Here is a 26750-nt window from a genome sequence, read left to right on the forward strand (position 1 = left end):
AGTTTGAATTTCAAATGGAAATGATCTGATTTTATTATCGTCAGATCAATATGCCCAGCCTGACCGCGATGGGTGATCGGTGGTGGTTTGATTGGGCGACGGCGGGACGCAGATGGGCTTTTTGTCTATCCACAACAAATCCAATACCGTCGGGTGTCGTCAAACCGCGCACCGGGCCTCGCCAGAATATGGCGCTTTGCCCTCAACCGCTTGGCGCTTGTCGTTTCGGTCTTGGGCAAGGCGAGATATCCGGATCATGATCACCGCAAGATGATTAAACTTCGAATGAAACGCCTAAGTCTCGCCTAATACGAACATGATAGCCTCCTAATAAATTGAAGAGGTATCAATGGCTCTCATGCAATTAGAACAATCAACGCAACTGCGCTCTGCGCGGCGCTTATGTCTCGTTGCACTTGCGCCGGTCGGCATCGTTGCATACTTGGCGATCCTGCTTCTGCTCGTGGCTGTGCTTTTGCCATTTTCGTTTTTGGTTCCAAGCCGAAACGCAGCGGAGGATGAGGAAGAGGCCGATCGATATGTCGAGTGGTAAGGTCGAGGGCGAAATGATACGCGTTTGCACCTCGTCTTGGGCCCTCGATGTGCTGGCGAGAATGGACGAAAAATCCGGCTTTGAAGCCCAACGAGCGCAAATCATCAAAAATCGCTCAGTAAACGTCCTTTGAGGCGTTCGTCGCGCTTGATCCGATGAACGATCGAGCCGGAATTAGCGCGCCGTTGATAAAGCCAATAGGCTGCCAGGAAAAAGGCGGCGAAGACACTCCGCCATCGCGCGATGGTCCAGGTATCCAAGGCGATAGAACGATAGAAATAACCTCCCGCGCTTCAACAGAGCGTGGCGATTGCCACATAAACAATCCCCCTCTCCTCTTTGCACGCGACCGGTGACGGGGACGCGATATGCCACATAGCGACTTACCCTTTTTCAAGGTTCCGGCAGGCGACACGACGACGCCGCAGATCAAGCTTGCAGCCTTCGCTTGGGCGGATTTTCGTTGTGATCGGCTGATTGCGACAAAACTGATGCCTCTGAGGGTCGTGCGACATAAGCGCGATGACAGCAAGCTCCAAGTCGGGTGAGAACTTCCTGAGCGTTTGTGCCTGCGGCGGCGGCGAGTTCATCAAGGCCGAAATCGTCAAAAAGAAAGTCTACGGCAGATCCCCTCACCCGCAAGCTGGCAGGAATGTCGGTTATATCGATGCTGGTATATTCCATTGCAATGCGCCCGATCACTGGCGCAACAAACGGGCCAAGCTTCACGCTGATCCGGTTTGCGCAGGCCCATGGAAGGCCATGCTTGTAACCGATTGGCACTATTCCAAGGGTGGTCAGTCGCCGCGCACGAAACGTAGCACCATATCCGACCGGCTGGGATTGCGGGACATCATGTATATCAATCAGCGGCGCCGTCAGCCTTACCACCGGACGAAGTGGATTTGGGAAAACCCGAGCATTGTTAAGGCCGTAAAGCGCCGATCCGATGCGCGCTAAGTCCAAATGAAAGGAATGGTCAAGCCATAGGGCGGCGGATGCCGCTAAGCTGCGCGGCACATTCGGGAACATTCCCGATACCACGAGAAAGCGGTCTTTTTGGGCACTATTGGTGTCATCGTTCGGATTGTCACTGCATGCGAGGTGGCTGAATAGACATGTCGGCTGATTGTGGTCGAACCGGCCGTCTTCTTTAAGCGACAGCAAATCCTCGACATTGAGGCCAAATCGCGAAAATCCCGTTTCGATGTTGAGCAGGTAAGGTATCGTCGTGGTGCCGTCAGCAATGGCGGCAAGATCGTCCGGATGGTTCACAACCGCCGTCAGCCGTTTCCCGTTAAAGACCCTTCTTTCCTTGAAGATATCGGCGTTAAACACCACAATCGGCGTTGATATCCCTGATTGGCGCAACGTTTGCGCCTCGTGCAAATCGGCAACGAAAAACAGATTGCATCCCGAGGCGGCAAGGGTTCGAGCAACGGGGATCAGCCCCAAGCCATAAGCATCGCTTTTTATCACCGCGCCGATTTGGGTTGTGAGACCAGCCTTTCGTTTGACGAAGCTGAAATTGGACACAAGCTGATCAAGATTGATCTCCAATTGCGCCTTTTGCAGCATGATTGGCCCCTTGGTTTTGTGGCGGCATCACATGAGGCTCGATCGCACGCAGCTGGCCTCTCTCGCGCCTCGACATGGGTGAAAGTGCCATAACAGCAAATGAGATGAGCGAAAGACGAGCGGCATACTCGGTTGATGCGTTCGCCTGTTTTGATTTGAGCTTGCGTCCTGCATCATCAAAGGTCAACATATATCGGAAATATATGTTTATTTTCAGTGCCTTGAGCGCATCTCCTGGCTAATTTCGAAGATAGGAGAGGTCTTTAATGGGGTGCGCCACCATGCCGGATGGCAAGCGCCAGCATGGCGGCGGCCGTGACGTTTGAAACGGACAGACAAGAAAGCACTGCCTCGCACAATAGGTGACTAATTATCATATTGCAGCGACCAATTTACCACTATAGGATGTATTTCGCAGCCGAAAGCAGATCGATCGCAATTAGGGCTGCATGTTTAAAGGCTTTGAAGGAATGAACACTGTTCCTCGTGAGGTAGTCGGCGCCCAGCTGCTCGACCGGGCCGTTTTGATCTTGCAGGCGCTGCGCGAGGCTGGTCCCGGTGGTGTGACGCTTGCCGCACTTGTTACGGCGCTTGATTTGAAACACCCAACGGCTCATCGCATTCTTTCGTCCATGGAAGCCCATGGTTTGGTCGACCGGGACCGTCGAACCAAACGATATAAAATTGGCATGACGATCATCACGCTTGCCGCAAGTGCTGTCGACGGAACGGCGCTGCAGGAGGCTGCTCGTCCGGCTCTGATACGTCTGTCAGCGGTGACCGGCGAAACATCATATCTTGCGATGATGATGGGGCTTGAGGCAATCTGTATTGAAAGACATAGCAGCAAGGCCCTTCCAATCTCGGGCTGGCCTTCACCTGGAGCCCTCATCCCTTTGGGGATCGGCGCCGCAAGCCAGGTGCTGTTAGCATTTGCGCCCATTGAGGAATGCGAACTGCTGCTAAAAAGCAATGCCCATCTGTTTGGTATTGGGGATGTTCCGGATGAAAATCAGATACGCCGCCAAATCGACAAAGGGCGACAGGATATTTACGTCGTCGAAAAAGACGGGCGCGATATCGGTGTCAGTGACGTTGCCACACCAATTCTATCTCAAAGCGGTTCCGCCGTCGCTGCGTTGGCTATTTCCGTCCCGAGTTCTCGGCTGACAGACGATGGCCTTGCGATAATGACATCGCTGTTGATTGACGAATCCCGGCAGATTACCGCCAGACTGGATCACCTTGGTCGGATGCCGGCATGACTTTCGCATAGGCCAACCATGGCTTGAGCCGAAGGTATGACCTCCAGATCCCGACCCAATTGTTCCAACGCGCTGGCTTTTGCGATCACCAGATCAAATTACTCATAAAAAAGGTTGGTGTGGCGGCGTAATAGGCGGCCAATTCGGTCACGGCGGCCAAGTTGGGGGCGTGATCTCGATCCTTTTTGATTTCGGCGCGATGCAGGCCGCTGGTGATCAGGATTGAATCCGCATCCTGGTTTGCTGCGCCTTTTATGTCGGTTTGAAACGAATCGCCGATTGCGATCACCGATCGTGCATCCAGATCCATCACCTCAAATGCCTCACGATAAACATCGGGATATGGCTTGCCGAAATAATACACTGTTCCCTGCATGTCTTCGTAACGTGCTGCAACGGCACCGGCGCACAAGACCTGCTCGTCGCCGATATGAACCGTCAGGTCAGGATTAACGCACACCATTGGCAGCTTTCGCGAGCGTGCCTTAAGCAAAACAGGCATTTCCCGATCGAGTGTTTCGGCACGGTCTGTGCCGGTGCACAGGATAAAGTCACTTGCGCTTATCGATGATGATTGAACGAGGTCTGTCTTCGTCATCAGCGATCGAAGACAATCGGGACCGAGGTAGAAATAACGGCGGCCAAGTGTCGTTGAGAATGGCGGCTTTGACAAAGAGCGCATCGCAGTGTCACCGGACGTGACAATGTGCTGATACCGATTTTCGTCAATTCCCATCATCGTCAGGCTGTTTTTCACAACCTCGCGGCTGCGCGGCGCGTTGGACACAAAACAGACCTTGACGCCCAACGATTGCAGATGCTCCAGCGCCTCAATTGCCTGCGGAAAGGCGACAACGCCATTATGCATGACACCCCAGAGATCAATGATCACGCCGCGATAATCGGCAATCACCTGCTCAAGACCGGTTAGGCGGATCAAACTGGAATGGTGGGTTCTCATGATACGCCCCGCTTAAAAAGAGGATCGGAAATCGTCTCTCATCTCGTTGGGCATAACAGGTTACACGCTATATGTACTATATATAGTTGTGTCCACCACTTTTGCATCTTAGGATTGCCAGCATAGATCCTGATGGAGGAGTGAACAATGTCAAAACACACGCAAGCCAAGAGAATTCTGGTTTTGGGCAGTGGCATTTTGGGCGGAGCGGTGATCGACTTTCTCGCCCAGTCAGGACACGGCTATGATATTTATGTTGGTGGACGAGATCCCGACAAAACCTTAGCGCGGATCAACCTGGCGAGGTTCACGGCGACCAATCTCGGCTTAATGCCGAATATCTCCTATGTCGAAACTGACGTCATGGATGTCGAAAAAACAGCGCAGACCATTCAGTCTTTGAAACCTGACCTGATCTTTAACGCAACGACATTGCATTCGTGGTGGGTGATCACGCAATTGCCACCGGGTGCCTATCATCGAATTGACGCGGCGCGCGGCGGGGTGTGGACACCTATGCATATGGTTTTGACCCGCCGACTGATGAAGGCTGTCCAACAATCAGGGGTCAAAACGACGGTGGTCAATGCGTCTTATCCGGATGTCGTCAACGCGGCATTGGCTGCAGAAGGACTGGCGCCATCAATCGGTATTGGCAACATCGCCAATACGGTGCCGGTTTTGCGCTACGCTGCAGCACATGCGCTGAAACAAGATCCTGCCGCCGTTCAGATCCGGGTCTTCGGCCATCACTATTTCAGTTACCGGATGCCGAGCTCGGGATCGGCAAAAGGCATTCCCTACCATCTTGCCATTTATCTTTACGGTGAACTTCTGCCGACCGATAAGGCATTCGACGAAGCGATATTTTCGACATTAACCGGACGCTTCAAACGTGTGCGAGGACTGGCTGGGCAATCGGTAACAGCCTCGTCAGCGACACGGGTCATCCGGGCGCTTGTCGACGGGGGACAAGAGATCGTCCATGCGCCTGGTCCGCTTGGGCTTGTTGGCGGTTATCCAGTCCAGGTCGAACACGGAATGTTGTCGATCGCCTTGCCGCAGGGACTGACGCTTGATCAAGCGGTCGACATAAATCGCCAGTGTCAGATCGATGGGATCGCCGATGTCGGCAACGACGGGTCGGTTCGCTTCACATCCGAAACTGCCGGCATATTGAGAGAAGAGTTAGGATATGACTGCGAACTGATGAAGCTTGAGGATTGCGAGGCTCGGGCAGAAGAACTTGCGGCCAAATTTGCAGAATATCGCCAGCGCGTTGTCGGATCCGATTTGCAAGCCGCATAAGGCTTAGAAAGCGCAATTCCAAGCGATTGCCTGGTATGATGGCGCAAGTGCCACAAGATGTCGTAAAACCTGATCGTTCTGGCACAGCAGATCGAAATTGCGGTTTTGATACATCGGTTTTGAGATAAATGACGGTGATACTGCGGGATTTTGCCAGCAAACACTAGACATTCGCTCTCGTGGCCCCAGTATTAGTCTCATCTCCGGGCTGAGGGAAAAGCATGACAAAAGCTATTTTGATCGCAGCAACGTCTTTTTTTACACTGGTCTCGCAGCTGAATGCGGCTGATCTTGTCAGATACCCATCCCGGCCTGATGCCGAGCGCTCTTCGCAGATTTCGCAAAAGACCCGTTACGCGGCCGCCGACGACTGCGAGTTGCTAAGGATCGACTACCAATCGCCGTATCCACCGCACACGCAGTTCGTCAACATCTGCACGAGCACCCCTACGGATTTGCGCCCGGTTTCGGATCTGCCTTCTTTGAACGGGCGCTCTTGAGCCACAAAGACCGCAAGCAACGGCTGCCGATGGCAGTCAAATGCAAAGACTTGATTTAAGCGCAAAACAGATCAGCGGCTCGGTTGTGACGTGGCCGCTGACGTGCGACGCTATGGCACTGGATGGTTGCGTCATACAGCATCGATCCTCCGGGCATATCGCCCTAGCCATCAAATATTAATTTGAGATTCGGCGCTTTTATTTAAAATTAAGCATAGGTCAACCCGGTTAAAATTGTAGGTTTTCTTTTCATAGGTGATTAACTTATATTTTTCTCTTCGAGCGTATTTTTTCGGGGCAATGTCGCCCAATACTTCGGAGAGTTGGTTCCTTGCTTCTATATGTATTAGCGTCTCTCTATCTCGTAATTGCAAGTTTCGCCGTCGCCGCGACGCTTTACGAAAGCCATCAATCGAAAATAACTTCACGGCAACAGCGCATAGAAGGTCTGGCCATATCGTTGTTCTGGCCTTTGCTTATCTTGCTGTTGGTCGGGCATGCGGTCTTTGATAAAGAGGCCGTTATTGCCCACGAACCAGAGCTTGCTCCTCAGGCGTAAAGACGATCACGTCGCCTCAATCAATGACATGCGAGCAACCGCAGCGCTCGATAAACATGAACGGTGCGTGACCGGTGGCTGACACCGTAATCATCACACATCGCCGATTTTGTAGTTTCGCCAAATGATCTTTGTCGGACGTTTGCAACGGGTGACTTGCTGTTGTCCCGGCGGTTAGACGCTTTGATAAAAGACACGGCCTAGTAGATCGTCTTTTTGGCCGGGCGAGCGCCTTCCAACGGATTGAGAAGATCCTCAAGGCGATTGACCTCGCGACGCAACATCGCGACGAGAACGGGAAGCCGCTCTTCAGACAATCTTGCACTGGTCATGTTGAGAGCCAAGGCTGCGATTGCGTCACGACCTCGCGGCAGGATCGGAACGGCAAGGGCCGAGATGCCGGCAACCAACGAACCTTCATCGAGCGCGTAACCACGGTCGCGGATCTGCGGCAAAGACTTTGCAATGCTCTTCTGTGTTAAGTTGGGATAACGCTGATAAAGCGGCGCATTGGTTTCAATGATGACTTCGGCCTCGGCGGTCGGCAGGAAGGCGAGGATTGCCTGACTTGCGGGGCCGACGCCCATGGGAATCTGCCCCCCGACATGGCCAGTCAGGGTATCGATGATGTACTCCCCTTCTTGCCGGTCGACACAAACGGTGTTGAAGCCTGCCCGCGCCATCAGAAAGGTCGTATCACCGGTTTCTGATGAGAGGCGTAGAACGGCTGGACGAGCCAGCCGACGCAGGCCCGTGCCGTCCGCGGCGGCGGCACCCATCGCAAATAACGCCAGGCCAAGCCTATAGCGTTTGGTGGCCTGTTCGCGATCGATCAAAGTGTGTCGCTCGAGCGCTGTGACGATCCGGTGGGCCGTCGATTGTTTCAGGCGCAACGCTTCGGCAATTTCCGCAATTGTTGCACCTTCTTGTCCGATATCGCCGAGAAATCGAAGCACGGCCACGGCGCGATCAAGGAGCTGGGTGCCTGTAGCGCTTTCTGATCCATCCGGAGACATCGTCATTTCTGGCCTCATTTCCATTTCGTCTCGTGTCATTATCCGGTTGCAGATTCGGAGAGAAGCGGCGAGCCTTCACTTGCGACATTTTCCATGGGCGACAAAAGATCGATCAATTGCTTGATCGATGGCGCTTGCGTTATCGCGCAAAGCGCCTGCTCCAGTTGGAGCGCATGACTTAAGCCGATGTTGGGAACGGCCAATTTCATGAATTTGTCTTTAAGATCGTCGGCGGTTAGTGGATTGCTCGGCTCACCTCGTGGCGCGTGAAGCTCCATGTAAGCCGTCCCGCCGGCATGCCGCAATGTAACACGGCAAGGCGTCGCAGCTGGAAAACAGGGATCAAGCTCTTGGTCGAGGGTCAAGTTCACCTTTGCCGCCAGCGCCAGGACAGCACTATCTTTGAGATGACGGACATCTGGCGTGAGCAAGGCGTCCGGGCCATGCACAAGCGCCAGAGCAACAGAAAAGGGGATGCTGTATTGCGCCTCTTCCAGGCCCTGCGGGGCGACGGCGTTGATGAGTGTGAGCGCGCGGCCAAAGGTTGCGATTTTAATGTCTTCGATTGCCTCTGGCCGAAGATGATGTTTGTTTTGCTGGGCCAATACCGCGTCCACTGGACCATGCGCCCAGCGACAAGCACTATAAAGTTTAAGATAGCTGGCCTCTATCGCCCATCGATCGCCCAAACGGTCAGTCAGCTGAATTTGGTCATAGCGGGCCGGATCGTTGAGAAGATCGATGGGGCCGGTGAAACCCTCCATTGCCATATCCACTGCCGCGATAGCTCCAGCCGTTGACCAGGCAATGCCTTCTTTCGCCATATGTCCGACCCGCGTCCATCCGGTTGCGAATTGACCACAGGCGGTATGACCTGCAATCGCCATTGCGTGGGCAATCGTCTGTGGAGGGAGCTGTCGAAGCCGGCCAATTGCTGCAGCGACGCCGTAACCGCACCATTGGCCGGTATCGGTGGTTCGAAGCCTGCGAAAATCTCTGGCAGCGGCGACACGGGTGGCGATTTCGTAACCAAACACGATCGCCGACAGGATTGCTTGGGTGGTTAATTGTCTGGCTTGCGCTTCTGCCAGAACGGCTGGGATGATTGCTGCGCCAGGATGGCCGGCTGCAAGGCGATGGCCGTCATCGAGATCCAGCATGGTGGCGTAGACGGAATTGACGAACGCGGCACCGGCGACGGTTGTCTGATTGTCCGAAAACCAGATCAGAGCCGGCCCCTGCCCCCATAAACGACGGGCTGCATTTCTTGCTGCCCGGCCGCCTTCGGTCGTCGAGCCCGCAGCCGCGACACCGACAAGATCGTAGATCGCTCGTGCCGCTGCGCTCAGAGCTGCCGCCGGTGGCTGGTTAAACGCAGAGACAAATTCCGACAGTTTGGAAAGCTTGGTCATGGTTGGCGTTTTCATCCTTTTCAAATCACCGCCTGCGATTTGGCATTATACCCATATAGTGGCATTATTTATCAATTGACATCCACATTATGGATGCATTATCACTTTTGATATTGGAAGAAAGACGTCAAACATCGTCCGCACGGGAACAAATCGATGGCCTCTGCAAAGCAATTCGAACGCATTTTAATGTCCGGCCGCCGAGAGCTGATCTGCAGTGTCGATGGTCAACCCGTGTCGGTTTTGGAGGGAGACACTGTGTTAACGGCCGTCCTTACGCACCGTCGTCACCTCAGGACATTCGACTTTTCACTCGAGTTGCGATCGGGCTTTTGTCTGATGGGTGCCTGCCAGGATTGCTGGGTGTCCAATTCACGCGGAGAGCGCATCCGCGCCTGCTCGACACCAGTGGTTTCGGGATTGGATATCATCACGGCGCAGAGCGGGCAGATCGATGTCTGAGCCGCGGATCGTCATTGTCGGCGCTGGGCCTGCCGGCATGCGGGCGGCGATATCGCTTGTCGAAGCGGGCCACCGCCCGGTCGTCATCGATGAGGCTCAACGCAGCGGCGGACAAATCTACCGCCGCCCGCCGCCTTCAGCGGCGCGTTCGCCCAAAGCGCTTTATGGCTTTGAAGCGGGGCGCGCCGATCGCCTGCATCGGCGTTTCGATGCGATAATCGACCGGATTGATTATCGCCCCGAAACATTCATCTGGAATGTCGAAGGCCAGACGTTAAACCTCATTCAGGACGGTCAGACGACAACGGTGACCTTCTCGCAGATTATCCTTGCGACCGGCGCAATGGATCGGGTCATACCGGTCGAAGGCTGGACGCTTGCGGGCAGCTACACACTCGGAGCGGCGCAAATCGCTCTCAAAGCGCAAGCGCTGGGTATCGGATCGTCCGTTGTGTTTTTCGGCACAGGGCCACTTTTGTATTTGGTGGCGTTTCAATATGCGAAGGCAGGCATTGGCGTCAGAGCCGTGCTTGACGTGTCGACGCGGCGGCAAAGCATGCAGGCATTTACCAAGCTCTTGCGTGGCGGATCGGTCTTCACCAAGGGGCTTTTCTACCTGGGCTTCCTATATGCAAAACGTATCCCTGTCCTGTCTGGTATCACTCCCCTTGAAATCGAAGCGGGGGAAGATGGGGCTGTCGGTGGAATTCGGGTCAAAACCGCCAACGGAAAGGAGCGCCGTTTTGCATGCGATGCTGTTGGTTTCGGCTTCGGCTTGAGGTCTGAGACACAGATCGCCGATCTGCTGGAGGTTGATTTCGACTACAGCCAAAACCAACAGCAATGGCTTGCGCGCGTCGACAAAGATGGCCGTAGCTCAAACAGCGCGATTTATATGGCCGGCGACGGGGCCAAAATTCTTGGCGCCGACGCGGCCGAACTGAGCGGTGAACGTGCAGCGCTTGTCCTACGCCACGATTTGGGCGAGATCCAATTACGCCCGGACATTGACCGATTGAGCCGCCGCCTGGAGCAGATGCGCCCCTTTCGGCATGCGCTTGACACGATCGCCTTCCCCTTCCCCGAAGCATTGGCGCGCGAGATTGCCGACACGGTCGTGATTTGCCGATGTGAAGGACTGACCGCCGGAACGATCCGGCAGGCGGCCCGTGATACGGGTGAAAACGAACTCAATCGGATCAAAGCCTTCACGCGTCTTGGAATGGGGAGATGTCAGGGGCGCTTATGCGCTGTCGCTGCGGCGGCTGTCCTTGCTCAACCGGCAGATGGAATGTCCATTCCGGGTCGCTACCGTGGACAAGCGCCGATCAAGCCCATTTCATTGCGGGTGTTCCTGGAGGCGTCAGATGGGAAGCTTTGACGTCGCAATCATCGGAGGCGGGCTGGCCGGATGTTCAGCTGCATTTCATCTGCGCAAACGAGGCGCCGGCGTTGTCCTGATCGAACGTGGCCGATGTGGCGCCCAGGCCAGCGGCGTCAATTTCGGGGGGGTGCGCAGACAGGGTCGCCATCCAGCAGAACTGGCAATTGCGAGCCGATCGCAGTTGATCTGGCAAGATCTTGTCAATCTGATCGGAAACGATGGGGAGTTTCGAATGACGGGGCACTTAAAAATTGCCCGCACAGACGATGAAATGGCCGATCTTGAGGCCTATCAAAACACTGCACGCTCCCATGGGCTGGAGTTGGAGCTCTTAAGCGGCAAAACCATCCATCAGCGTTATCCCTATCTTGGCGCAATTGCGATTGGTGGCTCACTGAGCCCGCAGGACGGTCAGGCCAATCCACGCATCGTCGCGCCCGCCTTTGCACGAGCGGCCCGCGCGCTTGGTGCCGTCGTTTTGGAAAAAGAAGAAGTGCTGCAAGCGCAGCGCAATGACGATGGCTTTCAGCTTGCGCTTTCGAGCGGCCAGACCATTTGCGCCCATCGTCTTCTCAACATGGCAGGCGCTTGGGGTGGGAGGATCGCGCGCTGGTTTGGAGACAGTGTCGATGAGGGCGTGATGGCGCCCAATATGTGTGTCACCGAACCTCTGCCGCAATTTATGGGGCCCGCGCTTGGTGTTTGCGGCGGTAACATTTATCTCAGACAAGTGCCGCATGGCAGCGTGATATTCGGCGCCGGCTACGGCTTTGCCGACCGCGATCGGATACGTGCCAGACCACTGGCGCAAGTCACAGCCGAAGGCGCCAGGCTCGCGGTTGCAATGGTTCCGCGGCTAGCCGATGCTCTGCTTGTGCGGACCTGGACGGGTATCGAAGGAACGATGCCTGACGGTATCCCGGTGATCGGCCCAAGCCCAACGACGAGCGGTCTTTTTCATGCCTTCGGTTTCACCGGTCACGGCTTTCAACTTGGGCCAGCTGTCGGTGCAATCATGGCAGAACTCGCTCTTGATGGCGACACGCCCACCAAAATCGACGCGCTGGCATTCACCCGGTTTCTCCCCTCAGCTGTCGCTACGAAACAAGGACATTAGCAATGCCAACGCCAATGTCCGAGATCAGTCCGCCATTGCCTGCAAGCTTGCCGGTCGTCGTTTTAACAGGTCCGCCCTTCCAAAGAGGGTATCAGCATGGCGAAGGTTTTGCTGAGCGTATCTTAAGGGCCATCACGCTTAAGAAGGAACGCAGTTCGCCGGAAAGTTATGCGCAAGCCCGTGTCAACGCACATCGATCGTGGGCAGAGCTTTTGGCGGGTGCCCCCCAAATTGTAGAGGAAATATCCGGCATCGCCGCCGGATCGCGGACCGATACGATTGATGTCTACTGCCATATCGGCTTCGAATTTTTCGACGCGACGCCACCAAGCGGCTGCAGCAGCATAGCAATTGCAGCCGAACATGGCGCCATTCTTGGCCAGAACTGGGATACAGACCCCGAAACGAGCAAAGATCTTGCTCTCTTTTTGCATTTCGGCAAGGCCGGCCTGGAGCTTGCCGTGATTGCATCTGTTGGAACTCTCGGCTGGGTGGGGCAGAACCGCTTCGGTCTGGCGCTGTTATCCAATGACGTGATGTTAGATACCGCAACGGTTGGATATCCAAGCCAGGTGGCGCGACGGTTAATATTGGGCGAGAGCGATATTTCGTCGGCACTCGTACGATTGCGAGATCTTCCGATCATGGGCGGCCGCTCTTATCTGCTCGGTGATCGTAACGGCTCAATTGGCGTGGTCGAATTGTCACCAAGCGCTGGCGTGTGTGCATTGCCGACAGCCGAGCGTCTTTTCCACACCAACCATGCTCTGGCAAAACGGACGCAAGCCGTCGAAGACGAAGCAAAACTTAAGGCGGTTTATCCGTCAAGCCGGGCGCGTCTGGCGCAGCTACGACATGCCGGGGCGAACGCCACAAGCGTGACCGATCTTATGCGGGTGCTGGCCAACCGGGAAAACGCTCCCGATTCCGTCTCGAAAACAGTCTCGGGCGACGAACCAACGATGACGGCTTTTTCGGTTATCTTCGAATGCGGCATACGCGACTTTTATCTTTGCGCCGGGCCCCCGTCTGACGGACCATACCAGCGTTTCCATTGGCCCGGACCAAGAGCGACCGGGAGCAAGGCCTTAAGACCGAGCAGTGAGCGTCATGCGACTGCGGAGGGCGGCTGAAACGCATCATCACACCACCTGCTTGAGTGAAGAGGAGTGAGAGGGCCTCGTTGCTGGTTGACCGACCGACCGACCAAGACTTTTTGCACAACGGCAACAGTCGGACAGTGCGCAGGACGAAGACAGCGGGATTTTCTGGCACCCGAACATGCGAGCCGGGCTTGACGTTTGGCGTTTGGCGTTTGGCGAACAGATGACCGAAATCGACGCCCCCAAATGACGGCGTCCAGAGTGCTGATCAAGGTATGGGCCGGCCGAGGATGGGCTCGACGTGCCAGATTGCTGAAAGGCGTGGGCATTGGTTTTGCGCGCGACGATTTCGGACAGCATCGGCCGATCGGTCGAACGACCCAAGACACCAGCGGCCAAATGGCCGTTGGATGACCAATTTGCGCGAAAAAACGCGCGAATATCGGCGCAAAGCGCCTGAAGAAAAATGAACGGGAACCGGAACTGGAGACGATCATGGATGTGAGAAAATGGCTACAACAATGCTGCCTGCTTTGCGCTTTCACGGGAGCACTCGCCACTGCACCCTATGAGACCTGGGCTGAGGGGACGAAATACAAAACGGTGGAACCCGGTGTGTTGACGGTGGCGATCACCGGCGACATGCCAGGTCTTATCGCTCAAAATGGCAAATTGGTCGGTTACGATGGCGAGATCTTGCAGCGCGCCGCGGAAAACCTTGGACTGAAAATCAATCCAGTACCGACCGAATGGAGTGGTGCAATTGCGGCAGTCCAGGCCGGGCGCGTCGATCTGATCGGGGGCACTGTCGCCTGGACGCCGGAGCGGGCCAAGGCTTTATCTTTGACCGACCCGACCGGCTATTTCCAAAACGGCATCACTCAGAAGACGGCGACCCAATGGCAAAAACTGAAGGATCTGGAAAACCGCAAGGTCGGATCGATGACGGGATTTTCGTTCCTGCCGGAGCTGCGCAAGATCCCCGGCATCGAACTCACTCTTTATGACACGTCCGACGCGGCATTACGCGACCTCTTAAACGGCCGTGTCGACGCCATCATTGGCGATCCTCCGGTCATCGATTATGCGATCACGCAAAATCCAGCCTGGAAACTCGCCAATCTGGCGTTCACCGACAACAATCCTGACTTCCCTCTTCTGACCAGCGTCGGCCGCCAGTACATCTTCGGTCTCAGCAAAGATAACAAGGATTTGGCCGATGCCATTTCCGGCGAAATTCGCAAACTGTGGAGCGACTGCGCGGTCAAGCAGATCGGCCAAAAATACGGGTTCACCCGGGAGGACCAGTTCACCCCATCCAAGGTGAATTTCCGGGTGGGCATTGATCGCCCGCAGGGCTGGGAGCCTCCGACCTGCCAGAAGTGAGCGACACACGGCAATCGCGGGGCGGGCCCTTGCCGACCTGCGATTGCCGTTGACGATCTATAGGAGATTTTCCATTGAATACGTCACCGATCCTGACGGTCAGTCATCTTAAAAAATCCTATGGCGTGTTGGACGTCCTCCGAGATGTGTCCTTCGAGCTTTTCCGCGGCGAACGGCTGGCGATCCTTGGTCCAAGCGGATCGGGCAAATCGACATGTCTGCGGGCGATTAATTATCTGGACCCACCGAGCGGTGGGCAGATCGAGCTTGACGGTCAGCTGATCGGCATGCATCGGCGCGCAAAGCACCAAATCGGCCGGTCCAAACGCCTTATGTCCGACAGCGATTTGGCGCCACAAAGAGCGGAAATCGGCATGGTTTTTCAGCTGTTTCATCTTTGGCCGCATCTGACCGCGCGGCAAAACGTTGCGCTTCAGCCTCGCAAAGTTCAGGGCCTGTCGGCGCGCCAAGCCAATGACCTGGCGGAAGCGATGCTCAACAAGGTCCATCTGAGCGACAAACTCGATGAATACCCGGGCCGCCTTTCCGGCGGACAACAACAACGTGTCGCTATTGCGCGGGCGCTTGCGCAAAAACCGAAGCTTTTGCTGTTTGACGAGCCGACGTCAGCGCTAGATCCCGAGCTTGTCGGAGAGGTTCTCAACGTCATACAGGAGCTTGCCGATGAGGGGCGTTCGATGGTGATGGTCACGCATGAGATTGCTTTTGCACGGCGCATCGCCGATCGGGTGCTTTTCATGGATGGCGGGGTGATTGTCGAACAAGGCGAAGCGCACGAGGTCTTGGACAATCCCAAAGAGGCCCGGTTGCGCAGGTTTCTGTCGACGGTTTCAAATCATGAGGCACACAATGACCTCTGAAACATTCGGGTCTGTCCTTTATGCCTTATGTGCCGGCTTGGCGGTCACTTTACAGGTGACGATCGGCGCCTTGATCATCGCCATCGTCTGGGGAGGTTTTCTGGCCTCTGTCCGGTTTTTAAAGCCCAACCGATTGCTGGATCTGGTGATCTCAACCTATGTGGAGATCTTTCGTAACATCCCGACCTTGACCCATTTGCTGATCCTTTATTTCGGGCTTGCTTATGTCGGCATAACACTTTCCTCGCTCACCGCTGCGATCCTTGCACTTGGATTGATCGGCGGAGCCATTATGGCGGACGTGTTTCGCGCGGGATTTCAGGCGGTTCCTAAAGGCCAAACTGAAGCGGCACTTTCCATCGGTTTACCGCCATTGCTTGCCTTTCGGCTTGTGGTCTTCCCACAGGCGCTCAGGATCGCCCTGCCACCAATGGCCAATTACGCAGTGGGTCTTGTCAAAGACACGTCGCTTGTGGCTGCAATCTCGGCACCAGAAATCATGTTTAACGCACGACAAATCGTCAATGCGACCTTCCAGACCGGACTTGTCTATGGCACGGCAGCGTTGGTTTATCTTGGTCTGACTATCGCGCTGACCAGCATTTTTGGCCTGATCGACAGGAAGGTGGGATACTGATGCTCCCCTTTTATCAGACGATTGCCGAAAACTGGCCGGATTGGTGGCCCCGTTTGCGGAGCGCGGCCTGGGTCACTCTTTACGTAACCGGCGCGTCATTTGTCGTTGCGTTCTCCATTGGGCTTGCGTTGGAATTTATGCGCAATCGCAAGAAGGCCGTTTTTCGGATCGCAGCCGGCAGCTATATTCTTGTCTTGCGCGGCATTCCCATTCTCGTCGTGCTTTACATTCTCTATTTTGCTTTACCCGGTTATGGTGTCGTGATGCCAGCGATCACCGCTGGCATTATCGGTCTCGGGCTGGTCCACGGCGCGTTTGTTGCAGAAATTTTGCGCGCCGGATTGCGCTCCATCTCACCTGGGCAGAAGGAGGCGGCGCTTGCCGCCGGCCTTACTCCATTGCAGACATTTATGCTTATCCTGTTTCCGCAGGCTTTGAGAATTGTCCTGCCACCATTGCTGATCAATCTGATTTCAATACTCAAAGACAGTGCCATATGCGCCCTTATCGCAGTGCCGGAACTGATGTTGTCGGCCAGGGCAATCATGGCCGAAACCTTTTTGCCGATGCATGTTTTTGTCCTTGTCGGACTGTTTTATTTCGGCATCGCGTTTCCGAGCTCTCTTTTTATAGGGAGGTTGGAAAAGAGGCTGGCACAAGGTCGCACCAAGAGATCCTCGTCCAGGCCGAAAGAGCGGATAGAAGGTGCGCCAATTCAGCAGGCCGCCCGCTGACCACGAGACTGCCGGCGCAGCGTTGTTTGGTTTTGACGTGATGGCGTGCGCGTCCGGCATATCGACCGATGGAAACAAGGAAAATAAGCCAGGTTCATCGGCGTCGGCTAAGATCGTGCAGTCGATGGCCATGCAGCAATCGGATGTCGAACAAGGCAAGCAGACGCTCCTTGTCTGGCCAAACCGAAGAACCACTGAACCACCACGCCCGGCGGATGAACGGCCAAGGCGGCGGTTTAACGTTTTGCCTTTGACCTATACCAGAACTCGATGACGGGTTTCGCAATCGGTCCAAACAATGCAAGAGCTGCGATCGAACCGGTGAAATAGACCCGCGCGGAATTGCGGTCGATGCCGCGGACGAGCAGGCCGGCAATCTCGTCGGCGCGCCTGGGCCTGATGCGCCCCATCAATATCTCGGCCTCTTGCGGACGGCTTTTAAGCTCGCGTGCCAGCTGCGGCGTATCGGTATCCGGCGGAAAGCAGATGCCGACCGAGATACCCGTCCCCATCACTTCTAACCGAAGAGCATCGGCAAAACCGACAAGGGCAGCCTTGGAGGCACAATAGGCGGAATAGGCGGGGAGACCGATAAAGGCCGCGGCCGAGGACACGATCATGATGTGGCCCTCGCCCCGCGCCTTCATGCCGGCATGGACACGCCGCACCGTATTGACGACACCGGAAAAATTCGTCTGCCATTGGACGTCGAAGGCATCTGGTGTCTGGCGGTGAAACCAGCCGGGATCGACGATGCCGGCACAGGCGACGAGGATATCGCAGGGGCCGAATGCCGCGTCGCAAGCGTCAATCGCTGACGAAAGCTCGTCGGCTGCAGCAACGTTTGCCGGTGCCGCGAAAACACGCCCATTGCCGCCTGCAGCGTCCTCAACGGCTTGCCTTGCGGTTGCCAACCGGGTGGCATCACGCGCGATCAGCGACACGCAAGCGCCGCGTCGTGCGTAGAGCTTGGCGACTTCCAGCCCTATGCCACTCGATCCTCCGGTGATGACGACATGCATGGCCGCCCTCACCTTCAGTTGTTTGGCGATTGGAGCAGCGGGGAGAGCTGCATCATCATGTCCATATCGAGCGATGCCAAGCCGAAATTGCGCTCTTGAAGGCTTTTCAGCCGACGCGCTGTCGCCTCGACCGCGTGACGGATCTGCTCTTCGGTATGATTGCAGGTGATGAAGAAACGCAGCCGCGCCATGCCTTCCGGCACGGCCGGATGGATGATCGGAAGCGCGTTGACGCCGTCCTCCAGAAGTTCGTTCGACAGCTGAACGGCCCGAAGGCTATCGCCGACGAGAACCGGCACGACCGAGAATCCGACGCTGAGCCCCGTATCGAGACCTGCCTTGCGGGCCTCTTGGAGAAACAGCGCCCCGTTGCGGTGCAGCTTGTCGGTACGCTCCGGTTCGCTGCGGAGAATGTCGAGGCCGGTCTTTGCCGCCGCAGCCAGAACCGGTGCCAGCCCGACACTATAGACGAAGCCGCCGGCCTCGGCCTTGAGGATGTCTGCAAGCGCCTGCGAGCCGGCAATATAACCGCCGCAGCTCGAGGTGGTCTTGGACAGAGTGCCCATCCACAGGTCGACCTTCTGCGGATCGAGGCCGAAATGTTCGAACGTGCCCCTACCCGTCTTGCCGAGAACGCCGAGTGCATGCGCCTCGTCGACCATCAGCCAGAAACCGTAACGGCTGCGCAGGTCGAGAAGCTTCGGCAAGTCGGCAATATCGCCGTCCATCGAATAGACACCCTCGACGATGACGAGAACGCGGCGGAATTCCGACGACAGCGTCTGAAGCACCGTTTCGAGATTGTCGACATCGTTGTGGCGGAAGAGCCGCCTTGTGGCACCCGACTGCTTGATGCCGGCAAGCGCACTATTATGGATGAACTCGTCATGGATGACGAGGTCCTGCGGCCCGACGATGCAACTGATCGCCGCGACATTGGTCAGATAACCGCTGACGAAACAGACGGCCGCCTCGACGCCGTAGACGTCGGCCAGCGCTGTCTCAAGTTCCGTATGGATGGGGCGCTCGCCGGCGACCAGACGGCTGGCGGACGCGGAAATGCCGTAGCGGTCGATCGCTTCCTTGGCACGGGTCTTGACCAGCGGGTCAGTGTTGGTGCCGAGATAATCGTAGGATGCGAAATTGGCGAACGTCTTGCCGGCCATCACCGTCGAGGCACCGGCCGCCATGTCGTGCGAACGGTAGAACGGGTTGTCGACGCCGATCAGCTCGCCGATCTTGCGCTGTGTCAGGACGCGCTGATATTCGGGCAACTGGTCGAATTTCGGCACCTGCCGCACCGGCGCCTGCGGCTGCCGGTTCAACCTTGCCTCGCGGTTGCGGCCAGACGCTTCGTTCGTCTGCCGCATCTGTTCGAGGAAGCCGCGCTTGGCGCCTCCTTCTGGAGACGCCGTCATCTGCGGCTTGTCTTTTTCAGTCACTGTGAGGCTGCTTTCTGGGTCTGGGTCGAGTGGCTCTTGACCAAACGGCCGAGCGCCTCGTCCTGCGGAGCCTCCTCATCTCCGACACTGCGTTTCGATACCCTCTCGCGCAGGCGGGTGACAACGTCACTCACCGTCGTATCCTCACCGACGCCGCTCAAGGGAATGTCAAATCCGGTTTTCTGCTGGAAGCTCATGCCAAGTTCCATCGCCATCAAGCTGTCGAGACCGACATCCTTGAGGATTTTTTCCGGTGTGATGCTGTCTTCGGTGACACGCAAAATGGCCGCGATCTCGGCCGCGACGATCTTGTGCAGAAGCGCCTGGGCCTCATCTGCAGACTTGCCGCGAATAAGCTCTTCCAGATCGATCCGGTCGCCATCGACCGACGCCTGCTGGTTGCCGGCCGCGCGCATCGCCGCTTCGAACAGCGAGGCAGACGAAATCGGTAGCATGCGGACGGCGTTCCAGTCGACTTCGGCGATCATCACCGCAGCACCTTCGATGCTTCCGGTATCGCTCACCAGATAACGTTCGACCTGTTCCAGCGCGTCACGCGCCTTCATTGCGGTCTTGCCGATCCTCTTCGACAGGATTTCGTTGACTTCGGCATTGCGTGCCAGGAAGCCGGTATCGGCGATCGCGCCGAAACCGACGGCCAAAGCCGGCAGGCCGGCTGCGCGGCGAACGCGGGCCAATCCTTCCAGATAGCCGTTGGCGATCACGTAATTCGCCTGGCCAGGATTGCCGAGCATCGTCGTTGCCGAGGAGAAGAGCAGGAAAAGTTCAAGATCGTCGTCGCGCGTCAAACGATCGAGCAGCTCCGCACCACGGACCTTGACGTCGACGACCGGCCGGTTGCGCTCTTCCGTCAGGTTCGACAGAAGCGCATCGTCCAGCACCATCGCCGCATGGATGACACCCTTGATCGGCGCCGTACCACGCAATTCCGTCAAAAGAGCGGAGAGCGATTGCTCATGGGTGATGTCGCAGGCGTGCAGCGTTGCGACAACGCCGATACGCGTCCATTTCTCCAATGCCCGGATCGTCGCCTCGTCGGCGATACCGCGACGCGAGCAAAGCGCAACGCGGCGCGCGCCCCTGGCGACCAGCCATTCGGCTGCGACTAGACCGAAGCCGCCGATACCACCGGCGACAACAAAGGTCCCCTCGCCGTCGAAACGCAGAGCGCGCTCGGTGACGGCCACGACCCGATCCTTGCCCCGAACCGGAGGCGTGATGACGATTTTGCCGATCTGGCCGGCATTCTGCATCAGGCGGAAGGCGCTGCCGATCTCGTCATAACCGAAAGCCCGGTATGGCAAAGGTGTCAGATCGCCACGCTGGAAGAGATCGCCGATCTCTGCGAAAATCCTCTTGGTGACGGCCGGCAGGTTGACCAGCAACTGGTCGGCATCGATGCCGAAATAGCTGATGTTGCGGCGGAACGGACGCAGGCCGATCTTGCGGTCGGAATAATAGTCGCGCTTGCCGAGTTCGAGAAAGCGACCGAAAGGCTTTACCAGTTCGAGGCTGCGTTCCATCGCTTCCGAGAAGAGCGAGTTGAGAACCAGATCGACACCTTCGCCATTCGTTACGCCACGAACGCGCGAGACAAAATCAAGCGACCGGCTGTCAAAGATATGGTCGGCACCGACGGCTTCGAGGAAACGGCGTTTTTCGACCGTGCCGGCAGTGGCAATGACGGTCGCGCCCTTGAGCTTGGCGATCTGCAGAGCCGCAAGGCCCACACCGCCTGCTGCACCATGGATCAGGATCGTTTCGCCTGCCTCGATATGGCCAAGCTGGATCATTGCGTAATAGGCGGTCAGGAAAGTGACCGGCACGGTTGCGGCGGCGGCAAAATCCAGGCGATCTGGGAATTTCGTAACACCATCGCGACGGACGCGGACATGGGTGGAGAACGCGGCCGGGCCAATGCCCATGACGCGATCACCGGGAACCAGATCGGTGATCGCCGAGCCGACACGTTCGATACGGCCCGACATTTCCATGCCGATCGTTGCACCGGCAAAACCGTCTTCCAGCGCTTCTTCCGGCAAAAGCCCCATCGACCACATGACGTCGCGGAAGTTCAGGCCGGCAGCCTCGACGGCGATGATGACCTCATCATCACCGGGCTCCTGACGGTCGCAGGTCTGCCAAACGATGCTGTCGACGCGGCCGCTGACGACCTGATGGATCGTGGCAGCCTCGAATTCGGTCGTCGTTACATCCCGACCGGCGAAAGGCCCGGACGCTGCGCGGATTTCCAGAAGCCGATCGTTTGCCGACAGCCATTCGCGGTTGGCACCCTGCACGGTGGCGATGAGATCAACCAGGCCGGCGGCCTCAGCACCTTCGGCATCCAGCAGGTGGATATCGATGGCGTCATATTCGTTCTGCAGGACACGGGCGAATGTCCAAAGGCCGCCATTGGCCGCATCGCTCTTGGTGCCGGCAAGCGGGGAACCGCCCGGAGCAACAACGATAAGGCGTGGCCGGCTGGCAAGGCCGACGGCCCTGCGTGTCAGGCCTTCGGCAAGCAGCTTGAAGCGCGACAGACGCTCGACTTCGAGTGCCGAGACATCCTGGCCTTTACCCCGGTCGGCGAGATAGGCAATGCAGATTTTCGCCCGGGCTTCGTCTGAAAGCAGCTCAAGAGCCTCTTCGGCGCGCGTCGCCTGGACGACCGTGGTGTCGGCAAAGACCGACGCCAAAGCCTGTTCGGACTGCGGTTCGGCAACGGCGACCAGGCGCCCTCGTCCCTCGGCTTCCGTTTCGCCCTGACTGCGTTGCGACTGCGCGGCGGCAACGATCAGCGTGCCTTCATCCGTCTCGACCTCTTCTACGGACGAAACGGCAAAACCGAGCTCTGCAAGCAGCGCCTCGATCTGGCTTGACGTGCCCAATTGGCCAACCGGGAAATCAGCCGACTGGCTAGCGGCAAACCAGTCTTCCGAAAGACCGAAGGCGAAATCGTTGAAGGCAGACGGGGCGCGATCGGTAAAGACGAAAGCACTTCCCTTCGATGCGATCGAACGGACCACCTGACGCAGATCATCGTCGGCTGCAAGCATCGATTGGCTGCTCAGGCCACCTGCGACGATGAGGTCGACGCGCGACAGACCAGCAAGGGCACGCGGCTCGACGACGGAGACATTGACGTTTTGTTCGAACGCCAGTTCCAGCATGCGGCGCGCATTTTCCTTCGGCTCGGCGATCACCAATGTGGCACCGATATCGGCCGCCAGCGCTGCAAGACGGCTGCTCATCGACTGGCTGGTGGTTCCCAGCTCGATGATGAAGCGGGTCCTGCCCGGATTATCGTGGCAGAACCGCTCTGCAAGAGCAAATCCTCGTTCGGCGCGGCTGCGGCCGAGCGGCGAATGCACCAGTACGTGCTCCAGCGTCGCCTCGCTAACGTTGCGTGACCATTCGGCCTCGCCATCGGCCGGCGCTTCGGCAAGCGACAGACGTTCGAGCGCGTCACGATAGACATCGTTGACCAGCACTGCTTCGGCGATACGCGACGAATCCTCGCGATAGATTTCCTGGATCAGTTCGCCGACGGGCGGGAAAGAGAATTCCTTTGGAACATTCCAGCCGTCATCCGTCGGCGCCGCTATTCCGGCATCCTCCAGAGTGAACAGGCAGGATGTCAGAAACGATCGGAAATCACTGTCTGCGGGCAGAGAAGCGGAGAAGACCTTGCCATCGCCATCAGCCATAGACAGAGCGATTTCGTGGCATGCACGATAGACGGCAGCATCGATCATCAGCGACGCATTGTCTTTCAGGCCCGAAGATGCGGCGTCCGCCAGAGCCGGCAAGATCGGCTGAAGAGCCGACGACAAGACGGACATTGCGCTCGGCACCGCTTCGAAATGGAAGGCAACAGAATCCAGCGTGTGATGACGGCGCAAGGACGTGCGGCGGAAGCGGCAGTCGGACAGGACCGCGATCTCTTCGCCCGCAGCGTCGAACAGGCGGAAACTGACCTTGATCGAGAAATTGCTGAAGCGCTCGATCTCGATCCGCGCCCTTTTTACAGAACGGCCATTGCCGCTGACCCGGATCGATCCGAAACGCACCGGAATATAGGGCGAGCCGGCTTCGGCCCCGGAAAGACGGTCAAACAGCGCAACGAGCCCGTGGAAGGCAGCATCGACCGAGAACGGATTGAGATTGTAGCCGATATACGGATGGGCGGGAACCGCTGCGTCCTTGAGCTCGACCTCGACGACATTGTCGCCGAATGCAACCGCCTTGGACAGAAGCTGGAAACGCGGGCCATATTGCAGCCCGAAACGTTCAGCCGTCTCATACACTTCGGCTGATGAGAGGCTGGTCCCCCCGTCGGAAGATAAGGTCGCATCGAACCGGTGGCTTTCCTCCTCCACCGGGCGCCGACAACGACCAACGGCATGGATGGTCCAGTCGTCGTTGCTCAGACGCTCGCGCGAGCGGATTTCGATATTGCCGGTCTCCGGCGACAGGAGCGTCGACAGTTCCAGCATGCGGTCGGCCCGCAGTTCGAGCGGCCGGACGATATCCATGTTGGAGATCTCTACCTCGTCGCTGCCGAAATGCGCCTGGGCGGCCGTGACGGCGATTTCCAGGAAGCCGGCACCCGGCAGGATGGCACGGGAATCGACGACGTGTTCGGCAAGATCCGGAAACAGCAAGGCGTCGACATGGTTCTTCCAGTGCGAGCTGTTGGGATCGGTTCGCCAGCCGAGCAGCGTGTAACGGCTCTTCTGGTCGCGGCCGAATACGTCGATCTCGTCACTGGTGCCCGGCATTTTCAGCGACACGGGCTCGAACGGCAAAGGCGGCAGATCGATAACCGCGCTGCGCTTTCCGGTATGCCTAGACTGAACCGGTACGGCGCCATGCGCCAGCGTACGGGCAAAGGCGCGAGCGACGGGGTCACGCCCCTCAAAGGGTGTTTCGCGTTGAAGCGTGCCGATCACGACGGCCGGCTGCGCCTTGCTCTTGGCGATTTCCGAAACGTAATTCGACAGGATGGTGCGCGGCGAGATCTCGATGAAGAGATTGCAGCCAAGATCGAGCGCCGTCTCGGCCGCCGAACGGAAGAGCACCGGTTCGCGCACATTGTGCCACCAGTATTCGGGATCGAGCCCCTTGCCGTCATAGATGCCACCGGTCACCGTCGAGACAAAGATGCATGCTGCACTTTGCGGCTCGATCGCCGGCAGTTCGGCGAGGAAGCCGTCGCGGGCGCTGTCGATGATCGGATGGTGGAACGGATAGTTGATGTCGAGGATATGCACGACCGTCTGGGCCTTGCGCGCGGCATCCCGGAAGGCTTGGATTTCTGCGACCGGCCCGGAAATGGTGACGGAATTTGGCGCGTTGATAGCAGCCACGCAGATGTCGTCCAGGCCATGTTCCTTGGCAAATGCGACCGCTGCCTCTTCGCTCATGACGGCTGCGGCCATCTTGCCCTGACCGGCAAACAGATGCTGGGAACGGGAGCGCTTGGCGACGATGGCGACGGCTTCGGCAGCCGTCAGCGCCTTTGATGCGTAAGCTGCGGCGATTTCGCCGACAGAGTGACCAAAGACGACGTCAGGGCGGATCCCGTAGGCACTGAGGCAGTCCGACACGGACGCCTGTACCGCAAACAGCAGCGGCTGGGCGATCGTCGCATCGGCAAGCCTTGACCCGAGGTCGTCGGCAACGATGAGATCGGTCAGCTTCTCGCCGAGATGATATTCAAACAGCGCGCTGAACGACTGGAAATACTGGCGGAAATGACGGTTCTCACGATAGGCTTCGACACCCATGCCGGCCCACTGGGCACCGTTTCCAGAAAACACGAAGGCGATTTTACCCACCGAAGACGGGGTTTCGCCACGTTCACCAATCGTATCCTTGCCGGACAGATGCGCCTCGATGGCTTCGAACACGGCATTTTCGCTGCGCGCATCGACGGCGAAACGGTGCTTGAGCGCATCCCTGTTGGTCGTCGTCGCCGCGATGATCCGACGTGCCTTTTCAGGCTCGGCTGCTGCAAGCCGCCCGCGATAGTCCTTCAGCAGGGCCTCAAGCGCGGATGCGCTGTGGGCGCTTGCCATAAACAGCACGTTGTCGCCCTTGGACGGAGCCGCCGATGCCGATGCCGGCTCAGGATCACCGATGACCACATGGGCGTTGGTTCCGCCGAAGCCGAAGGAATTGATGCCGACGAGCCGCGCTTCCTTGGCAGGAAGCAGCTTGATCGCGGATGTATTGACCCGAACGTTGAGAGCATCAAAATCGATGTCCTCATTGACCGTCTCGATATGCAGCGTCGCCGGGAGATAATCATTCTCCAGCGCCAGCATCGCCTTGAACAGGCCGAACAGGCCGGAGACGGGTTCGGTGTGGCCGATATTCGACTTGATCGAACCGATCGGAAGAGGCGCGCGGCGCTTCTGGCCGATGACGCTGCCGATCGCCCAGACTTCGGCCGGATCGCCGACACGCGTGCCGGTGCCGTGACCTTCGATGAATGCGACGCGGTTCACGTCGATTCCGTGGCCCTGGTAGATTGAGCGCAGCAGATCTGCCTGCGCCTCACGCGACGGCAGGCTGATGCCGTTGGTGCGGCCGGACGAATTGACGCCGGTTGCGTGAATTCGCGCATAGCTGCGATCGTTCTGCTGGCGGGCCACATCGCTGCGCCGCAGCACGATGGCGGCGCCACCTTCGGCACGCACATAGCCCATGCCGTTGGTATCGTAGGCGCGGCAGAGACCTTCCGGCGACAGCATACGTGCCTGGGCAAACCCAACAAAGGAGAGCGGGTGAACGAGAATATTGACGCCGCCGACGATGGCCATATCGATATCGCCGCGTTCCAGCGCGCGTGCCGCCTGATCGAGCGCTACCAGCGAGGAGGAACAGGCCGTATCGATGGTCATGCTGGGGCCATTCAGGCCGAACACATGCGAGATACGATTGGAAACGATCGAGAGCGTGTTGCCCGTCATGAAATACGGGCTGCCGGATGCAGGATCTTCCGCCGACAGATTACCCGAATCGAGGCTCGATGCGCCGATATAGACGCCGACCTTCTGGGTTGCGAGCGTGCTGGCGGGGAGATTGGCGTCTTCGAGCGCCTTCCAGACAAGCGTCAACAGAATGCGCTGCTGCGGGTCCATCTGCATGGCTTCGCGCTGCGACAGGCCGAAGACGGCAGGATCAAAGTCGTAAACCGCATCAACGACGCCGGCGGCAAACGTGTAGGTCTTTCCCGGCGTACCCTGGACCGGGTGCCAGAAGCGCGCAAGTTCCCACCGATCGGCGGGAATTTGCGTGACGGTGCACCGCCCCGTCTTCAGGACCTGCTGCAGTTCCTGGACGGAGTTCGCGCCGGGCGCAATGCAAGCTCTGCCAATTACTTCTACTGTCATCGTCAC

General features: G+C 57.6%; 21 protein-coding genes. 14 read left to right on the top strand and 7 right to left on the bottom strand.

Translation table 11 applies throughout. The annotated features are described in order from the left end of the window. Window positions 1-349 precede the first annotated feature (349 nt). Entirely contained in the window at window positions 350-553 is a 204-nt protein-coding gene (locus tag AC2GXZ_RS20060) for a hypothetical protein (RefSeq protein WP_483760978.1), read from the top strand. Between the two features lie 429 nt (window positions 554-982). On the opposite strand, the gene alr is transcribed toward AC2GXZ_RS20060, so the two are convergent. Continuing rightward, complete coding sequence (gene alr / locus AC2GXZ_RS20065; protein WP_483760979.1) at window positions 983-2131, bottom strand: alanine racemase; 1149 nt, start codon at window positions 2129-2131, stop codon at window positions 983-985. A gap of 470 nt (window positions 2132-2601) precedes the next feature. Here alr and AC2GXZ_RS20070 point away from each other — a divergent pair, with 470 nt between their 5' ends. Continuing rightward, the gene (locus tag AC2GXZ_RS20070) at window positions 2602-3396 is read left to right on the top strand and encodes an IclR family transcriptional regulator (protein WP_483760980.1); all 795 of its coding nucleotides are present in this window, start codon (window positions 2602-2604) and stop codon (window positions 3394-3396) included. A gap of 85 nt (window positions 3397-3481) precedes the next feature. Here the strand turns inward: AC2GXZ_RS20070 and AC2GXZ_RS20075 are convergent, their stop codons facing one another. Then, window positions 3482-4357: a TIGR01459 family HAD-type hydrolase gene (locus tag AC2GXZ_RS20075; RefSeq protein ID WP_483760981.1), complete on the bottom strand. Its 876-nt coding sequence runs from the start codon at window positions 4355-4357 to the stop codon at window positions 3482-3484. Between the two features lie 147 nt (window positions 4358-4504). On the opposite strand from AC2GXZ_RS20075, the gene AC2GXZ_RS20080 reads away from it, so the two are divergent. From AC2GXZ_RS20080 to AC2GXZ_RS20090, 3 genes are all read left to right on the top strand, one after another. Further along, window positions 4505-5665: an NAD-dependent epimerase/dehydratase family protein gene (locus tag AC2GXZ_RS20080; protein ID WP_483760982.1), complete on the top strand. Its 1161-nt coding sequence runs from the start codon at window positions 4505-4507 to the stop codon at window positions 5663-5665. Window positions 5666-5886: 221 nt separating this feature from the next. Continuing rightward, window positions 5887-6165 (top strand): hypothetical protein, encoded by a 279-nt coding sequence (locus AC2GXZ_RS20085; RefSeq protein ID WP_483760983.1) that lies wholly within the window; start codon window positions 5887-5889, stop codon window positions 6163-6165. Between the two features lie 331 nt (window positions 6166-6496). After that, complete coding sequence (locus AC2GXZ_RS20090; protein ID WP_483760984.1) at window positions 6497-6724, top strand: hypothetical protein; 228 nt, start codon at window positions 6497-6499, stop codon at window positions 6722-6724. Window positions 6725-6924: 200 nt separating this feature from the next. On the opposite strand, the gene AC2GXZ_RS20095 is transcribed toward AC2GXZ_RS20090, so the two are convergent. Next, window positions 6925-7638: an IclR family transcriptional regulator gene (locus AC2GXZ_RS20095; RefSeq protein ID WP_483761235.1), complete on the bottom strand. Its 714-nt coding sequence runs from the start codon at window positions 7636-7638 to the stop codon at window positions 6925-6927. On the opposite strand from AC2GXZ_RS20095, the gene AC2GXZ_RS20100 reads away from it, so the two are divergent. Beyond that, a complete protein-coding gene (locus tag AC2GXZ_RS20100; RefSeq protein ID WP_483761254.1) occupies window positions 7564-7725 on the top strand; it encodes a hypothetical protein in 162 nt (53 codons plus the stop codon). The genes AC2GXZ_RS20095 and AC2GXZ_RS20100 overlap by 75 nt on opposite strands. Before the next feature lie 53 nt (window positions 7726-7778). Here AC2GXZ_RS20100 and AC2GXZ_RS20105 read toward each other — a convergent pair whose 3' ends face one another. Then, window positions 7779-9152 carry an MmgE/PrpD family protein gene (locus AC2GXZ_RS20105; protein WP_483760985.1) on the bottom strand — a complete coding sequence of 458 codons (1374 nt, stop codon included), beginning with the start codon at window positions 9150-9152 and terminating at the stop codon, window positions 7779-7781. Between the two features lie 189 nt (window positions 9153-9341). On the opposite strand from AC2GXZ_RS20105, the gene AC2GXZ_RS20110 reads away from it, so the two are divergent. The 8 genes from AC2GXZ_RS20110 to AC2GXZ_RS20145 all read left to right on the top strand — a co-directional run bounded on the left by AC2GXZ_RS20110 (window position 9342) and on the right by AC2GXZ_RS20145 (window position 16856). Further along, window positions 9342-9614: a (2Fe-2S)-binding protein gene (locus AC2GXZ_RS20110; RefSeq protein WP_483761236.1), complete on the top strand. Its 273-nt coding sequence runs from the start codon at window positions 9342-9344 to the stop codon at window positions 9612-9614. Continuing rightward, window positions 9607-10995: an FAD/NAD(P)-dependent oxidoreductase gene (locus tag AC2GXZ_RS20115; protein ID WP_483760986.1), complete on the top strand. Its 1389-nt coding sequence runs from the start codon at window positions 9607-9609 to the stop codon at window positions 10993-10995. The genes AC2GXZ_RS20110 and AC2GXZ_RS20115 overlap by 8 nt, the downstream gene beginning before the upstream one ends. Next, window positions 10982-12115, top strand: coding sequence for an NAD(P)/FAD-dependent oxidoreductase (locus AC2GXZ_RS20120; protein WP_483760987.1), 1134 nt, complete (start codon window positions 10982-10984; stop codon window positions 12113-12115). The genes AC2GXZ_RS20115 and AC2GXZ_RS20120 overlap by 14 nt, the downstream gene beginning before the upstream one ends. 47 nt (window positions 12116-12162) lie before the next feature. Continuing rightward, on the top strand, window positions 12163-13248 hold the full coding sequence (locus AC2GXZ_RS20125) for a C45 family autoproteolytic acyltransferase/hydrolase (protein WP_483760988.1): 1086 nt from the start codon (window positions 12163-12165) through the stop codon (window positions 13246-13248). Window positions 13249-13833: 585 nt separating this feature from the next. Further along, complete coding sequence (locus AC2GXZ_RS20130; protein WP_483761237.1) at window positions 13834-14604, top strand: substrate-binding periplasmic protein; 771 nt, start codon at window positions 13834-13836, stop codon at window positions 14602-14604. A 74-nt stretch (window positions 14605-14678) separates the two neighbouring features. Beyond that, a complete protein-coding gene (locus tag AC2GXZ_RS20135; RefSeq protein WP_483760989.1) occupies window positions 14679-15485 on the top strand; it encodes an amino acid ABC transporter ATP-binding protein in 807 nt (268 codons plus the stop codon). After that, entirely contained in the window at window positions 15475-16122 is a 648-nt protein-coding gene (locus AC2GXZ_RS20140; protein ID WP_483760990.1) for an amino acid ABC transporter permease, read from the top strand. The genes AC2GXZ_RS20135 and AC2GXZ_RS20140 overlap by 11 nt, the downstream gene beginning before the upstream one ends. Next, on the top strand, window positions 16122-16856 hold the full coding sequence (locus AC2GXZ_RS20145; protein ID WP_483760991.1) for an amino acid ABC transporter permease: 735 nt from the start codon (window positions 16122-16124) through the stop codon (window positions 16854-16856). Before AC2GXZ_RS20140 ends, AC2GXZ_RS20145 begins: the two co-directional genes overlap by 1 nt. Before the next feature lie 236 nt (window positions 16857-17092). Here AC2GXZ_RS20145 and AC2GXZ_RS20150 read toward each other — a convergent pair whose 3' ends face one another. From AC2GXZ_RS20150 to AC2GXZ_RS20160, 3 genes are read right to left on the bottom strand one after another with little or no spacing between them, the layout of a single operon-like run. Next, entirely contained in the window at window positions 17093-17878 is a 786-nt protein-coding gene (locus tag AC2GXZ_RS20150) for an SDR family NAD(P)-dependent oxidoreductase (RefSeq protein ID WP_483760992.1), read from the bottom strand. A 14-nt stretch (window positions 17879-17892) separates the two neighbouring features. Then, the gene (locus AC2GXZ_RS20155) at window positions 17893-19296 is read right to left on the bottom strand and encodes an aminotransferase class I/II-fold pyridoxal phosphate-dependent enzyme (protein WP_483761238.1); all 1404 of its coding nucleotides are present in this window, start codon (window positions 19294-19296) and stop codon (window positions 17893-17895) included. Between the two features lie 20 nt (window positions 19297-19316). Continuing rightward, on the bottom strand, window positions 19317-26744 hold the full coding sequence (locus tag AC2GXZ_RS20160; RefSeq protein ID WP_483760993.1) for a beta-ketoacyl synthase N-terminal-like domain-containing protein: 7428 nt from the start codon (window positions 26742-26744) through the stop codon (window positions 19317-19319). Window positions 26745-26750: the final 6 nt, after the last annotated feature.

This window comes from Aliirhizobium sp. YIM B11859, from assembly GCF_057163345.1.